This window comes from Halogranum roseipondis (assembly GCF_059695585.1).
This window is the reverse complement of the sequence record NZ_CM185235.1, coordinates 592157-605174: the sequence shown is the minus strand read 5'-3', so window position 1 is coordinate 605174 and position 13018 is coordinate 592157. Positions and strand designations below refer to the sequence as shown.

At 69.7% G+C, this 13018-nt stretch carries 16 protein-coding genes; 8 read left to right on the top strand and 8 right to left on the bottom strand.

Features of this window, described 5'->3' with window-relative positions:
• Positions 1–66: 66 nt before the first annotated feature.
• The 4 genes from EOHIBHHM_RS03290 to EOHIBHHM_RS03275 are packed head-to-tail and all read right to left on the bottom strand — an operon-like array spanning position 67 to position 1258.
• The gene (locus EOHIBHHM_RS03290) at positions 67–531 is read right to left on the bottom strand and encodes a halocyanin domain-containing protein (RefSeq protein ID WP_497254599.1); all 465 of its coding nucleotides are present in this window, start codon (positions 529–531) and stop codon (positions 67–69) included.
• A 7-nt stretch (positions 532–538) separates the two neighbouring features.
• Positions 539–850, bottom strand: a complete 312-nt coding sequence (locus EOHIBHHM_RS03285) for a KEOPS complex subunit Pcc1 (protein ID WP_497254597.1) — start codon at positions 848–850, stop codon at positions 539–541.
• Between the two features lie 4 nt (positions 851–854).
• Entirely contained in the window at positions 855–989 is a 135-nt protein-coding gene (locus EOHIBHHM_RS03280) for a DNA-directed RNA polymerase subunit P (RefSeq protein WP_089821766.1), read from the bottom strand.
• Positions 989–1258 (bottom strand): 50S ribosomal protein L37ae, encoded by a 270-nt coding sequence (locus tag EOHIBHHM_RS03275; RefSeq protein WP_497254595.1) that lies wholly within the window; start codon positions 1256–1258, stop codon positions 989–991. Before EOHIBHHM_RS03275 ends, EOHIBHHM_RS03280 begins: the two co-directional genes overlap by 1 nt.
• Before the next feature lie 162 nt (positions 1259–1420).
• Here EOHIBHHM_RS03275 and EOHIBHHM_RS03270 point away from each other — a divergent pair, with 162 nt between their 5' ends.
• A complete protein-coding gene (locus EOHIBHHM_RS03270) occupies positions 1421–2101 on the top strand; it encodes a helix-turn-helix domain-containing protein (RefSeq protein ID WP_497254593.1) in 681 nt (226 codons plus the stop codon).
• A 4-nt stretch (positions 2102–2105) separates the two neighbouring features.
• On the opposite strand, the gene EOHIBHHM_RS03265 is transcribed toward EOHIBHHM_RS03270, so the two are convergent.
• A complete protein-coding gene (locus EOHIBHHM_RS03265; RefSeq protein WP_497254591.1) occupies positions 2106–2861 on the bottom strand; it encodes a DUF2103 domain-containing protein in 756 nt (251 codons plus the stop codon).
• A 115-nt stretch (positions 2862–2976) separates the two neighbouring features.
• On the opposite strand from EOHIBHHM_RS03265, the gene EOHIBHHM_RS03260 reads away from it, so the two are divergent.
• Positions 2977–4380: a hypothetical protein gene (locus EOHIBHHM_RS03260; RefSeq protein ID WP_497254589.1), complete on the top strand. Its 1404-nt coding sequence runs from the start codon at positions 2977–2979 to the stop codon at positions 4378–4380.
• Between the two features lie 14 nt (positions 4381–4394).
• Here EOHIBHHM_RS03260 and truD read toward each other — a convergent pair whose 3' ends face one another.
• Positions 4395–5735, bottom strand: a complete 1341-nt coding sequence (truD, locus tag EOHIBHHM_RS03255; protein WP_497254587.1) for a tRNA pseudouridine(13) synthase TruD — start codon at positions 5733–5735, stop codon at positions 4395–4397.
• 142 nt (positions 5736–5877) lie between these two features.
• Between truD and EOHIBHHM_RS03250 the strand changes: the two genes are divergently transcribed.
• Positions 5878–6264, top strand: coding sequence for a DUF8048 family protein (locus EOHIBHHM_RS03250; RefSeq protein WP_497254585.1), 387 nt, complete (start codon positions 5878–5880; stop codon positions 6262–6264).
• A gap of 6 nt (positions 6265–6270) precedes the next feature.
• On the opposite strand, the gene pth2 is transcribed toward EOHIBHHM_RS03250, so the two are convergent.
• On the bottom strand, positions 6271–6609 hold the full coding sequence (pth2, locus tag EOHIBHHM_RS03245; protein ID WP_089821754.1) for a peptidyl-tRNA hydrolase Pth2: 339 nt from the start codon (positions 6607–6609) through the stop codon (positions 6271–6273).
• Between the two features lie 378 nt (positions 6610–6987).
• Between pth2 and dcd the strand changes: the two genes are divergently transcribed.
• The 4 genes from dcd to EOHIBHHM_RS03225 are packed head-to-tail and all read left to right on the top strand — an operon-like array spanning position 6988 to position 10101.
• Complete coding sequence (gene dcd, locus EOHIBHHM_RS03240; RefSeq protein WP_089821752.1) at positions 6988–7569, top strand: dCTP deaminase; 582 nt, start codon at positions 6988–6990, stop codon at positions 7567–7569.
• Positions 7566–8468: a thiamine-phosphate synthase family protein gene (locus EOHIBHHM_RS03235; protein WP_497254582.1), complete on the top strand. Its 903-nt coding sequence runs from the start codon at positions 7566–7568 to the stop codon at positions 8466–8468. The genes dcd and EOHIBHHM_RS03235 overlap by 4 nt, the downstream gene beginning before the upstream one ends.
• A gap of 6 nt (positions 8469–8474) precedes the next feature.
• Positions 8475–9155 carry a class I SAM-dependent methyltransferase gene (locus EOHIBHHM_RS03230; protein WP_497254580.1) on the top strand — a complete coding sequence of 227 codons (681 nt, stop codon included), beginning with the start codon at positions 8475–8477 and terminating at the stop codon, positions 9153–9155.
• Between the two features lie 52 nt (positions 9156–9207).
• Positions 9208–10101 (top strand): SDR family oxidoreductase, encoded by an 894-nt coding sequence (locus tag EOHIBHHM_RS03225; RefSeq protein ID WP_497254578.1) that lies wholly within the window; start codon positions 9208–9210, stop codon positions 10099–10101.
• 35 nt (positions 10102–10136) lie between these two features.
• Here EOHIBHHM_RS03225 and EOHIBHHM_RS03220 read toward each other — a convergent pair whose 3' ends face one another.
• Entirely contained in the window at positions 10137–11063 is a 927-nt protein-coding gene (locus EOHIBHHM_RS03220; protein WP_497254576.1) for a sulfide-dependent adenosine diphosphate thiazole synthase, read from the bottom strand.
• Between the two features lie 91 nt (positions 11064–11154).
• On the opposite strand from EOHIBHHM_RS03220, the gene EOHIBHHM_RS03215 reads away from it, so the two are divergent.
• On the top strand, positions 11155–12960 hold the full coding sequence (locus EOHIBHHM_RS03215; protein ID WP_497254574.1) for a 2-oxo acid dehydrogenase subunit E2: 1806 nt from the start codon (positions 11155–11157) through the stop codon (positions 12958–12960).
• Positions 12961–13018: the final 58 nt, after the last annotated feature.

The following is a 13018-nucleotide window of genomic DNA, read 5'->3' as shown; positions in this document are numbered from 1 at the left end:
CGAGCAGACTACTCGGAGTCACGGCGACTCGCTGTCGCGGCGATTCGGTGACGCGAACAGTCCTGACTACTCGACGACCCGAACCGCGCCCTTCATCCCCATCCCGAGGTGGGGTTTGCAGTAGTAGGTGTAGGTGCCCGTCTCCGCGAACGTGTGTTCGAACGTCGCCCCCTCCTTCGTGGCGTAGTCGCTCTGGAAACTCCCGTCGTCGGCGACGACGTTGTGCGTCCCGCCCGCACCGGTCCACTCCCAGACGACGGTCGTCCCCGTGGACACCTCGACTGCGGCCGGGCCGAACCCGTTGCCGCCACCGTTGGCCCGCGTCCCGACCTTCACGGTCACCTCGTCCTGCCCCGTCCGGTCGACGGTCCCGTCGTAGTTCGATACGTTGTCGAACCAGCCGTCGTACTCGCCCGAACCGCCCGAGTCGCCGGAACTCCCCGACGAAGACTGAGCACTGCCGCCGCCGAGACAGCCGGCGACGCCGACGGTTCCGACGGTGAGCGTCGTGAGGAAGGCGCGTCGTTGCATACGTGCGCTAGCGAGTCGACCGAGACGTGCCTTTCGATTCGGCGGCGACGGCGACGTCCTCGGCGACGCCGACCATCCGCGTCCAGGAGTTGACGCCGGCGCGGAGTGCGACGAGGTCGCTCGCCCGAACCGTCACCGTGACGGTGTCGTCCTCGCGGGCGACCGTCGCCCCCGAGCGAGCGTCGTCGATGTCGCCGACCTCGACGGCGACGCTCCGTTCGACGACCCGTGCGCGCCGCTCGTCGGCGTAGTCGAAAGAGAGAGAAGCAGTGTGGGCACGCGACCCGTCGCGGCCCGACTGTGCGTCGTGGTGCTCCACGCGGCTACTGGACGTCGACTTCCTTGATGTCGCCGCCGCGCTCTTTCAGGAGGACGCGGTGACCACAGTACGGACAGCGGACGCCGCCGTACTCGTCAAGTTCTACGTCGCGCTTGCACCGGGAGCACTTGTAACTCATTATTCCTCGTCGGTCGAGAGCGCTGCGCGGATCGAGCGCTTGACGGTGCGGCCACCGGGGGTCTCGGGGCGGTAGGCGCCGCCGGTGAACTTCTCGCCGGTCTTCTCGTTCACCCAGATGCCTGCGCCGAGGCGCTTGACGTCGTCGCCGTCGACCGTGGCGTTACGCATGTTCGATTCGATGTCGGAGACGCGTTTCCGTGCGACACGCCCGTAGCGGGCGCCGAACCGGCCGGAGCTCCCGGTCTTTCGTGCCTTCTTGTCGGCCATAGTACTGCGAGTTACCGCCAGCGGACACAAAAAGGCTACGAGTCGCCCCCGGTCCTGCCGGTCGTTCCCACGGTCCCGACGGTTTCGACGGTCGTAGTTACTGCCTCTCTGATGGGTGGCCCGCAGGGTTTTATTCGAGCCAACCGAGGTTCCGAACCAACCGTGATCACCGCCGACCTGCGTCTCGACACCCCGCTTCTCGCGACGGTCTTCGAGACTGTCCCGGACGTCGTAGTCGCTGTCGACCGGATGTACGCGACGGACGGCGAGTCCGTCCTACTGCACTGTCGCGTCACCGCCGACGCGTTCGAGCGGTTCGAGCGGGCGCTGACCGAGGCCGACGACGTCTCGGCGTTCGCCGCTCTCACGACCGACTCCGACAGCCGCCGCTACCGGATCAGTCTCGTCCCCGCCGCCGCCCACACGTCGACGTACTGGGGATGGGTCGGATGTGACGGGATGCTCCTCGACGCCCGCCGAAGCGACGAGGAGTGGACGTTCCGGCTGGCGCTCCCCTCTCGCGAGGCGCTCTGCTCGTTCCGCGACTACTGTGCCGAACACGACCTCGGGATGGACCTCCGCGGACTCTCCTCGTACGACGCGATGAACGAGGAGAACCAGTTCGGACTCACCGAACCACAGCGCGACATCCTCCTGCAGGCGATCGACCTCGGTTACTTCGACATCCCCCGGAGCGCGTCGCTGGCGGAACTCGGCGAGTCGCTGGGGATCACGGGACAGGCGGCCTCGGAACGACTCCGCCGGGCGTTGAAGTCGCTGCTCGAGACGTCGCTCGACGAGGACCGACCGGTCGACGGTACCGCGGCGGCGGCCGAAGGCTAAGCGCCTACTCCTGCAGCTCCGCCTCCGCGAGCGCCTCGTTCAGGTCGTCGCGCACCCACTCACCGGTCTCGCGGTCCATCGCCGTCGTCACCACGCGGTTCTCCTGGACGCTCGACCCGTCGCGGAGCAACAGACGGACGTTGCCGTTGTCGTCGGCGCGGGTCACCTTCGCGCGCAACCCCGTCCGCGACCCCGTCCCCCCGGCGTCGATGGGACCGGGGATGATCTTCTTCACGTGCGGGTGGTCGGCGACGAGCGCGATCGCCTTCCGTCCCTTCCGACCGCCGATGAGCGTGCTGTGGGTGCCGCCGATCTTCTCACGCGGTGGCGTCTCGACGACTTCGAGCGAGCGCTCGCCGCGACGGTCGAGGACGCTCCCGACGACGTCGTCGCCGGTCACCCGGTAGAACTCGTAGTGTAACTGGGCTTTCGTCTCGCGGAGGGCGTCGCGAGCGTCGTACCGCGTCCCGGCGTCGTCGCCGCGACTGGCGGCCGCGTACACCGTCTCGGGACGCTTGCGCTGTATCTCGTCGGCGACGCGCCCCGCGAAGTTCCGCAGTTCGACGCCACCGCGCTCCTCGTCGGGTTCGGGGAGCGTCGTCACGACGGTCTCCCCGATCAGCTCCTCGCCGTCGAGCATCGTCAGCGTCGCACGGTCGCGCTGGAACTCGACGACGACGGCGTCGCAGTTGGCGGTGTTGCAGGTGAGACAGTAGTCACCTGGTTTCTCTAACGGAGACTCACACCGCCCACAGTTCATATCCGAACCTGGCCGTCGCCGTGGATAAGTCCGTTTATTCCGCGCGGCGGACGGCGGGTTCCGCGGCCGTCCTGTCCGTCGAAAGATACATTCCGGGACACCGAGAGGTGGAGGCATGGTCCCTCCGCGTCGCCGACGCGACTCGACCGTCGGCATCGTCCTCCTCGCGCTGCTCGCGAGCGTCGTCGCGTCTGCCGCTGCACCCGCTCTCGCCGCCCCGCCGCCACGACCCCTCTGTGACGGCTGTGGCGACTCCTTCGCCGAGGCCGCCGCCGAACGCGACGTCGACGTCACCGTCCAGCACAGCACCGCCACGGTTCGCGTCCACGAGAACGGCAGCGCGACGTGGGTCGTCCGCAACCGTCTCGCCGACGACGCCGGGGCGGACCGACTCCGCTCGGACGCCGGTCTCCGCACTGCCGTCGCGGACCGCGCGATGTGGAACGCGGACCTGCTGTCGACGGCGGCGACCGACGACGGCGTCGTCGCCCGCTACCGCGACGACGACTTCGCCGAGCGGACGCCGGGCGGCGCGCTCCGCTCGGACGCGTTCACCGAGAGCTACAGCCTCCGCAACCTCGCCGGTCTCGGCGCGGACGAACTCACCGTCGTCGCCCCCGACGGGATGCGCGTCGCCGCGACGGTGTCCGGGTCGACGCGTTCGGACGACGGAGCCCGAATGACGCTCACCGAGTTCACCGAGAAGCAGGAGGGGGAGTTCGTCACGTTCGTCCCGCGCGACTCGGCGGCCGGGCCGCTCTTGAGCCTCGTCGCCGTCGGCAGCGCCGTCTGGCTGGTCGCCGCCGTGAACGCCGTCGTGTTCCTCGCGCTCCCGACGGCCGCGTTCGCGCTCCTCGTCGCGACACTCCTGGGTGGGCTCTCGTGGGCGAGAGCACGGTCGACCCGACCGCTCTCCCGCCTCGGCGAGCGCGCGGGTGGGGTACTCACGGTCGTCGGCGTCCTCGTCACGCTCGGGTCGCTGCTCGCCGGGGGGGTCTCGCTGCTCGGCAGTTCCGCCGCACCGGCGGTCGGAGCGGGCGTGGCGACGACGCTCGTCGGCGTCGCGCTCTCGCAGTCCGCCGTCCGAGACCGCCTGCGCTACCGGACGCTGCTCGTCGTCGCGGCGACCGCGGTGCTCCTCGCGGCGGCCGTGGCGGTCGCCGCAGCCGTCGCACTGCGACAGAACGGCGTGACGCGGTCGCTACTCTCGAGTCTGTGGTTCCTCGTCGCCCTCTTCGCGCTCCTCCCGACGGGCTACGCGGCCGGCCGGGGGGACCGCCGTCTCGCCCTCGCGACGGCGGTCTCCGGGTTCCTCGTCACGATACTGCCGCTCGTCCCCCTCACGACGCCGGCACTCGGCAACGGGCTGCTCGTCGTTCTGCTGGCGCTCGTCGGGGGCACCGCCGTCGCCCTCGTCGGCAGCCCGCTGCTCGTCGTCGGTGCGTCGCTCGCGGCCGACTCCTCGACCTGCTCGGCGGAGACGACGGAGACGGCGGAGACGACGCGGACCGCCGACTGAGCGCCGGGCGAGAGTCAGAGCTCCAGCGGCCCCGACTTCAGATACTCCCGCATCACCACCGTCGCGTAGGACCCCGACGGGAGCGCGAAGGAGAACGACAGCGGGTCGCGCTCGACCTCCATCCCGGTCCGCAGGAGGATCGCTCGGCGCGTCCCCGACGAGTCGAAGTTCCCCGGCAGCGAGAAGTCGGCCGGTTCGAGGTCCAACTCGTCGAGCACGTCACGTTCGACGTCGCCCTGTCTTCCACCCGCCAACTCCGTCTCCGTGCCGACGAGCGGCGCGGTGACGAACGCTCGGCCGCGCTCGCAGTGGCGAGCCATCACGTCGACGCGGCGACCCGTCGCCTCCTGCAGTCGGTCGACGTCGGGCATCACGAGTTCGTCGGGCGCGTCGCGGTCGGCGAAACAGACCACGTCGCCCTCGACGGGTCTGTCGAAGGGGAGCCCCCGTTCTAGACGCTCGCTCAGGATGCGGTTGAAGGCGTAGGACTGCGCGGCGTTGACGAACAGTCGCTGGAGGTTCGAGGGGACGGCCTCGAGCGCGTGTCGCCAGTTCTCCGGAGTCTGGTCGCCGTCCTGGTGCAGTCGGTGGAGCATCGACCGCTCGTAGCGCAGGCGGTTCGGCATCCGCGCTAACGCCGCTTGCCAGTCGGGGTCGTCGCTCGCCGCCTCCTCGTCGACGAACCGGCGCGCCGCCTGCGTGTCGTCGGGTTCGGTCTCGCCCGGGTTGCCGACGTAGGCGAGGACGGCCTCGCGCCACTCCTCGCGGACGACGTGGAGACCGACCGTATGCGTCACCGGCCGTCGGCTGCCGAACCGCTGTTGACCGAAGTAGTTCGGGACGCCGACGTGTCCGTCGGAGCCGGCGAACTCGCGGAGTTGGTCGGTGATGGCGTCGACGTGCTCCGGACGCTCGGGGTCGCGGACGCGGATGGTGAACGCGTTGCCCGCGAGGTCGCCGAACTGCAGCCCGCGGCCCGCACGGCCGACGACGTCGATGTCGGCGTTGTTGACCTCGGGCACGTCCTCGGGGTCGGCCTGCTTGACGGTGAACAGCTGGGTCGTCACGGCGTGTTTGTCCTTCGTCCCGGCCCAGGAGACGCGCTCGCGACTGATACCCAGCTGGTTCGTGAGTTGGCGGACGAAGTCGTTGGTGTCCCACCCGCGCAGGGTCACTCGTAGCACGAGGTGACCGAAGTCGCCGGGGTCGGCGTCGACCGGGTGGGTGTCGAATCGCTCGAGTTCCCGTACCTGGAAGTCCTCGGGGGCGACGCGGAGTCGCCCGCCGATTCCGTCGGCGTCGCTCACGTAGCGGGCGATTCCGACCTGTCGTTCGATGGGGTGGGCCTCACGCATCGTCGACGTCCTCCGTCGCGGGAACTCTCGTCATCGGTCGTCCTTTCGCGAGGACGCGGATAAACGCTCCACTCTCGGTTCGCGGGTCCGGCGGCGGCCACAGCCCTGAAACGACCCGTGCCCCTCTCTGGAGACGAGAGCCATGTCAGACGAGTCCACCGAAGCGCTCCGTGAAGCGCCGATCGACGAACGCGTCGTCGAAGAAGCGGCAGCAGAACGCGACCTCGAGACCGACGACGTCGCCGACGCGCTCGTCGTGATCGACGCCGAACTCCGCGGCCACCACTCCGACTTCGAGCGCGGTGACTACGTCACCGTCGACGGCCGCCGGGCGTACGCCGTGTCGACGGACGACTGGACCGCAGCGACGGAGACGGTCGACGTCAGAGAGCCGCTCGTGGCTGCCGCACGCGAGGCACACACCCGACAGGCGAAACTGCTGTTCGACTCGGCCGTCGAGAGCGTGCAGTTCGACGAGGGGACGGTCGGCGTCGTCGTCGGCGTCGACACCGCAGAAGAGATGGTCTGAGCGGGCTCAGTACAGCGAGAGGTCGCCGGTCACCTTGTCGACGAGGTTGTCCGGTCCGGGGCCGACCGCGAGGGCGGTCACCGTGCCGGGCTCTAACTGGGTGTGGCCGGCGTCACGGATGATGGCGTTCGGCAGCCCCTCGCGTTCGGCGAGGTCGGCTAGCTCGAACAGCGCCTTCTCGCCGCTGGCCTTCAGGACGACCTTCTTCTGTCCCTCTCCCTTCCACTTCTTGCGCGTGCGGTCGTCGGCGTCCTCGTAGGCCGACAGCGACGCGTGAGCGACCTGCGCGGCGAGCTTTCCACGACCCATCCCGATGTCCGTGCGGGCGACGATTGCCTGTTTCATACCTGTCGTCGCCGGGCCGTCGGTAAATCACCTGCCATCGCCGTCCGTCCAGCACCGCCGCTAGGGAGTCGTCGGCGGCGGTCGGAGCAAGGGAAACGTCACGTCTGGGGAACTGACGTGACGGGGGTGGAACTGCCAGACGGTGACCGATCGCCGACTGTCTGCCGGTCGGCGGTGTGTACGTGCAGACACACCCGGCCTGTTCTGCGGGTGTCGTTCACCCGTGAGACGATATACGCTCGTTACAGATAATCTGCCCCCCTGAGCACTCAGGCCGACAGTCAGTCGCTCGGGAGAGACACTCCGCCGATCCGACGCCGTTCCACGGTCGAGGTCGCTGACGGGGAGTTTTTACCCCCTCCGGCGTACCCTCCGCATATGATACTCTCGGACGCCGACCTGCTGAAACGGCTCGAGGAGGGCGACCTCGTCGTCGACCCGCTCGAGGACATCGACATGCAGGTCCAGCCGGCCAGCATCGACCTCCGACTCGGCTCGGAGTTCCTGGAGTTCCAGCGGACCAACATCTCCTGTATCCACCCGAACCGCGAGGACGAGGTGTCGACGTACATCCGCGAGACGACCGTCGCGGAGGGCGACGAGTTCATCCTCCACCCCGGCGACTTCGTGCTCGGCACCACCGCCGAACGCGTCGAGATTCCGCCGGACCTCGTCGCCCACGTCGAGGGTCGCTCGTCGCTCGGCCGACTCGCGGTCGTGGTCCACGCCACGGCCGGCCTGTGCGATCCGGGGTACCAGGGGCAGATCACGCTCGAACTGTCGAACCTCGGTTCCGCACCCGTCGCGCTCACGCCGGGGATGCGCATCTCGCAGTTGACGTTCACGAAACTCACGTCGCCCGCTGCCCGCCCGTACGGCGAGGAGCGCGGGTCGAAGTACCAGGACCAGGCGGGACCGCAGGCGTCCCGGATCGGCAACGACCCCGAGTTCAGCAAATGAAGTTCATCGAAGAGGTCGTCGTCGAGGAGTTCCTGCCGACGTTCCGGTCGATGCTCGCGAGCGAACTCCGCGAGCGCGGGTTCACCCAACACGAGGTCGCCGAGGCGCTCGGCATCAGTCAGAGCGCCGTCTCGAAGTACGCTCACGGCAGCGTCGCCCAGCGACAGGAGGTGCTCGACGACGAGCGGGTGTTGGACCTCGTCGAGCGCGTCGCCGACGGCCTCGCCGCCGGCGACGTGTCGAGCGTGCAGGCGCTCGTCGAAGCCGAGGTGCTCATCCGGCAGTTGGAGGACGGCGACCTGCTGGCGACGCTCCACGAGGAGTCGATGCCCGAACTCGCCGACTACGAGGGCGACTTCAACATCCACGACCCCGAGAGCAGTCTCAGGACGACCGAACGGGTGCTCTCGTCGGTCCGTCGCGGCGTCCGGACGCTCACGAGCGCCAGCGGCTTCGCGAACCTCATCCCGAACGTCGGGTCGAACCTCGCGGAGTGTCTCCCCGACGCCCAGGGGATCGAGGACGTCGCGGCCATCCCCGGCCGCATCTTCGACGTCAAGGGCCGAGCGACGGTGCCGAGCGACCCCGAGTTCGGCGTCAGCGAGCACGTCGCGGGCGTCCTGCTGTCGGCGCGCGAGGCCGACACCGACGTCCGCGCCGCGATCAACCTCCGCTACGACGCCGACCTCGTCCAGCGGTTCGCCGACGCCGGCTACGAGACCGTCGAGTTCGACCCCGAAGCGCCGACCGACCCCATCGTCGCGGCGCTGGAGGGAGCGGACCACGACGAGACGTTCGTGCTCTATCAGACCGGCGGCTACGGCATCGAAGCCATCACGTACGTGCTGGCTCCCGACGCGGCGACGGCCGCAAGCGTCGTCCGTGAGGTCCTCCTCTAGGGAGGCATGACCGAGGGCACCTCCGGCGTCGCCGAGACACAGCAGTTCTACACCCGCTGGGCGGGGTTGTACGACACACTCGCGAGTCACACGCCCGGGCTCGGCGGTCTCCGCGAACGGGCCATCACCCGCCTCGCGCCGAACCCCGGCGACACGGTGGTCGAGATGGGCTGTGGGACGGGCGCGAACTTCCCCTACCTCCGCGACCGCGTCGGCGACGAGGGCGCCGTCGTCGGCGTCGACCTCACTGGCGGGATGCTCGCCGAGGCACGGAACCGCATCGAGCGCGCGGGCTGGGAGAACGTCCACGTCGTCGCCGGCGACGCCGCCCGCCCGCCCGTCGCCGACGCCGACGCCGTCTTCGCCTCGTTCGTCTCGGGGATGCTCACCGACCCCGCCGCCGCGGTCGACGACTGGGCCGACCTCGTCGGCGAGGGCGGGCGACTCGGTCTGCTCGACCTCGCGCGGAGTACGGAACCGACGGGACGACCGCTCAACTCGCTCTTCTCGGGGCTGGTGTTCGCCGGCCTCCCCTCGAAGCGCCGGCGCGACGTCGCCGACGCGCCCCGCCTCCTCGACGACCGGGTGGCCGCGGCCCAGCGGGCGCTGCGCGACCGCTGCGAGGACGCCCACTACTCGACGCACGCGCTGGGGTTCGCGCGGATGGCCGCCGGGACGGTCGAGTAGCGCTCTCAGAGCGCACTCGGGTTTATCCCCTCGCCGCGAGTAGTCCGCGGACATGACCTCCTCCGGCAGTCTCGACGGAACGGTCGTCCTCCTCACCGGCGGCACCAGTGGTCTCGGTGCCGAGACCGCCCGCACGCTCGCCGACCGCGGTGCCTCCCTGGCCGTCGTCGGCCGCGACCGGGCTCGCGGCGAGGCCGTGGCCGACGACCTCGCCGCGCGCAACGGCGACGGCTGGGTCGAGTTCTACCGCGCGGACCTCGCCTCACAGGCGAGCGTCCGCCGACTCGCCGACCGCTTCCGCGAGCGACACGACCGACTCGACGTGCTCGTCAACAACGCGGGAATCCACCGGAGTCGACGAACCGAGACCGACGACGACGTCGAGTCGACGCTCGCCGTCAACCACCTCGCGCCGTACCTCCTGACGCACGACCTCGTCGACCTGCTGGTCGAGAGTTCCCCCGCGCGGGTCGTCACCGTCTCCTCGGGGCTCCACAGACGAGTGTCGATGGACTTCGCGAACCTGCAGGGCGAACGCGGGTACGACGGGATGGAGGCCTACGGCCGTTCGAAGTTGGCGAACGTGCTCTTCACGCGGATGCTCGCCGACCGCCTCGACGGGACGGGCGTCGTCGCCAACGCCGTCGACCCGGGGTTCGTCCCGAGTACGGGACTCACGCGCGAGGTGTCGCTCCGGACCCGACTGTTGTTCGGCGCGTTCGAACGACTCCCGCTGCCGTTCACGAAGGACGTCGAGGCGGGCGCGGAGACGTTGATCCGTGCGGCTGCGGATCCGGCGTTCGCCGACGTGACGGGGGCGTATCTCGCCGACGGCGAGGTCGGGGAGGCGGCCGTCGAGGCGGACGACGCCGAGACAGAACGACGACTGTGGGACGTGAGCGCGGGTCTCGTCGGCGTCTCGCCCGACTGGAACGTCGAGCGGTAGGGAGCAGGAAAGCCGGGGGACAGAGGGTTCGAACGTCAGTCGTCAGCGGGAACCGGCCGGGTCAGGTCGACGGGGTCGGCGTCGATCTCGAGTTCGTCGAGGGCGACCTGCGCGGCGCGCTTCCCGGAGAGCAGCATCGCGCCGAACGTCGGTCCCATCCGGGGTAGCCCGTGGGTCGTCGCCGTCGCCAGCCCCGTCGCGACGAGTCCGTCGTGGACCTTCCCGGTGTAGTCGACGACCTTGTCCTCGCTCTCTGTGACCCACATCGAGTCGTGACCCGGCGAGTCGTGGCCGGGGGCGCCGTACTGGCCGTCCTCGGTCTGGTCCATCCCGGTGTTGTGTTCGCGGGCGTGTTCGATGCCGGGCGCGTCGAGGACGCCGCGCTCCTGCAACTTGGAGACGACGACGGCGTCGTGACCCGTCGCGTCGACGACGAGGTCGGACTCGACGGCGATGGGGTCGACGCAGGTCAGCTCGCGGGGGAGCGCGTGGACCGGCGTCCAGTTCATCACGACGCCCGAGACGCGGTGGTTCTCGCGGACGACGACGTCGGTGAACTCGGTCATGTTCTGTACCTTCACGCCGGCGTCGCAGGCGGCGGCGACGAGCGCCGAACAGGCGTGCGGCCCTGTCGCGGTGTAGAGCCCGTCGACCTCCTCGCTCTTCCGGTACGGGACGCCGAGCTCGTCGAGCACCTCCTGGGCGGGGTCGCGAACCGTCACCGTGTTCATCAGGAACCCGCCGAGCCAGAAGCCGCCGCCGAGGTAGTTGTTCTTCTCGACGACCATCGTCTTCACGCCGCGCTCGGCGAGCTCCTTGGCCGCGACGAGCCCCGACGGGCCGCCGCCGACGACGATGACGTCGCTCTCGGTGAAGTCGAGGAACTCGTCGCCCCACTCGTTGGCGATGGCGCGTGTGACCTGTGCCTCGTCCGCGTCGCTGAAGCCGGTGAATGCCGACATACTACCTAGTGATATTACTGGGTAGTTAAACCTTGGGTCACGTCACCTCTACCGTAGCGATTTATCACGGACGACCGTGTGGTGTTATGTCATGGGATACATCGTCAAGATGCCGAAACTCGGGATGGAGATGAAGTCGGGGACCATCACGCAGTGGGTCGTCGACGAGGGAGAGTCGGTCGAGGAGGGAGACGTGTTGGCGGAGATCGAGTCCGAGAAGACGGCCGCCGAGATCGAGGCACGCGAGGACGGCGTACTCCGACGGCGATATCTGGACGAGGGGGACGCGACGGCACCGGGTGGCGTCCTCGGCATCGTCGCCGCGGCCGACGAGGACATCGCGACGCTCGAAGCGGAGGCCGGCGAGTCGGGAGCGGTCGAGACCGAGGCCGAGGCCGGAGAACCCGCCGAGGCGAGTGCGCAGGCCGCGTCGTCCGAACGGTCGTCGTCCGTCACACGCCGGAGCGACAGCAGGTCGTCGGGTGACGTGAAGGCGTCGCCGCGGGCGAGGCGGCGGGCCGACGACCTCGATGTCGACCTCGTGACCGTCGAGGGAACCGGACCGCAGGGGTCGATCACCGAACAGGACGTCGTCGCGGCCGCCGAGGGTGTCGGCGACTCCGTCTCGACGAGCGACGTCCGCGCCTCGCCGCGGGCGAAGAAGCGCGCCGAGGACCTCGGCGTCGACCTGACGGGCGTCGAGGGGACCGGGCCGCAGGGGTCGATCACCGAGGATGACGTCGAGACGGCGGCCGAGTCGGGGGCGCCGAGTGCTCCCGCCGGACGGACGACCGAGCGCCCGCTGTCGGGGATGCGTCGGACTATCGCCGACCGCCTCGGGCAGAGCTACCGCGAGGCCGTCCACGTCACCGAACACCGGACGGCCGACGCGGAGGCGCTGCTCGCGGCGGCCGACGCCGCGAGCGAGACGTTCTCCGCCGACGTCTCCGTCACCGACGTCCTCCTCCGCGCGCTCTCGGCGGCGCTCACCGACCACCCCGAGTTCAACGCGACGTTCGAGGACGACGTCCACCGTCTCCACGAGGACCACAACCTCTGTGTCGCCGTCGACGTCGAGGCGGGACTCATCGCGCCGGTCGTCCGGGACGTCGGGTCGGACCACGTCGTCGACGTCGCCGAGAAGCGCGCCGAGGTGACCGAGCGGGCGCTCTCGGGCGACTACACCATGGACGACCTCTCGGGCGGCACGTTCACCGTCACCAACCTCGGCGTGCTCGGCGTCGAGTCGTTCGACCCGGTGATCAACCCGCCGCAGGTCGCCATCCTCGGCGTCAACGCCATCAGCGAGCGGCCGACCAAGGGCGACGACGGCAGCGTCGTCTTCCGGCGTACGCTCCCGCTGGACCTCTCGTTCGACCACCGCATCGTCGACGGCGCGGACGCGGCGCGGTTCCTCGACACGCTCGTCGGCAACCTCGAGGACCCCTGGCCGCTACTCGAAGGCGTCGACCGACGAGAGGCGACGCCGGTCGAACTCCCCGAGGGACACGTCTCGGCGTCGGTCGACGCCGACTTCGACGGCTCGATCTCTGCGGGGTCGTTCGACTACGAGTTCGGCGTCACCGAGCAGTTCGGCGGCAGCGGCGGCGCGCCGACGCCGGTCGACTTCTTCCTCGGGTCGCTGGCGGCGTGTCTCTCCTCCAGCATCGGCGTGCAGGCGAACATGCGCGACGTCGAGTTCGACGACATCACCGTCGACGTCGAGGCGACGCCACCGGAGGGCTCCGTCGAGTCGCTCGCGGTCCACGTCGGCGTCGCCACCGACGCCGACGACGCCATCGTCGACCGCATCGTCACCAACGGCGAGCGCACCTGCCACGTCGCCGAACTGCTGCGCGAGGACCTCCCGGTGGAGGTGACGTGGGACAGAGGGTGACAGAGGCGACCCGCTCGGCGCCGATTCGCTCGGCGAAGAGCCGGCGACTCCCTCGTCG

Bases quoted from the DNA above. Each gene is read 5' to 3' on its own strand.
- EOHIBHHM_RS03290 (WP_497254599.1), bottom strand. From the start codon at position 531: ATGCAACGACGCGCCTTCCTCACGACGCTCACCGTCGGAACCGTCGGC.
- EOHIBHHM_RS03280 (WP_089821766.1), bottom strand. From the start codon at position 989: ATGAGTTACAAGTGCTCCCGGTGCAAGCGCGACGTAGAACTTGACGAG.
- EOHIBHHM_RS03275 (WP_497254595.1), bottom strand. From the start codon at position 1,258: ATGGCCGACAAGAAGGCACGAAAGACCGGGAGCTCCGGCCGGTTCGGC.
- EOHIBHHM_RS03265 (WP_497254591.1), bottom strand. From the start codon at position 2,861: ATGAACTGTGGGCGGTGTGAGTCTCCGTTAGAGAAACCAGGTGACTAC.
- EOHIBHHM_RS03260 (WP_497254589.1), top strand. From the start codon at position 2,977: ATGGTCCCTCCGCGTCGCCGACGCGACTCGACCGTCGGCATCGTCCTC.
- truD (WP_497254587.1), bottom strand. From the start codon at position 5,735: ATGCGTGAGGCCCACCCCATCGAACGACAGGTCGGAATCGCCCGCTAC.
- EOHIBHHM_RS03250 (WP_497254585.1), top strand. From the start codon at position 5,878: ATGTCAGACGAGTCCACCGAAGCGCTCCGTGAAGCGCCGATCGACGAA.
- pth2 (WP_089821754.1), bottom strand. From the start codon at position 6,609: ATGAAACAGGCAATCGTCGCCCGCACGGACATCGGGATGGGTCGTGGA.
- dcd (WP_089821752.1), top strand. From the start codon at position 6,988: ATGATACTCTCGGACGCCGACCTGCTGAAACGGCTCGAGGAGGGCGAC.
- EOHIBHHM_RS03235 (WP_497254582.1), top strand. From the start codon at position 7,566: ATGAAGTTCATCGAAGAGGTCGTCGTCGAGGAGTTCCTGCCGACGTTC.
- EOHIBHHM_RS03230 (WP_497254580.1), top strand. From the start codon at position 8,475: ATGACCGAGGGCACCTCCGGCGTCGCCGAGACACAGCAGTTCTACACC.
- EOHIBHHM_RS03225 (WP_497254578.1), top strand. From the start codon at position 9,208: ATGACCTCCTCCGGCAGTCTCGACGGAACGGTCGTCCTCCTCACCGGC.
- EOHIBHHM_RS03220 (WP_497254576.1), bottom strand. From the start codon at position 11,063: ATGTCGGCATTCACCGGCTTCAGCGACGCGGACGAGGCACAGGTCACA.
- EOHIBHHM_RS03215 (WP_497254574.1), top strand. From the start codon at position 11,155: ATGGGATACATCGTCAAGATGCCGAAACTCGGGATGGAGATGAAGTCG.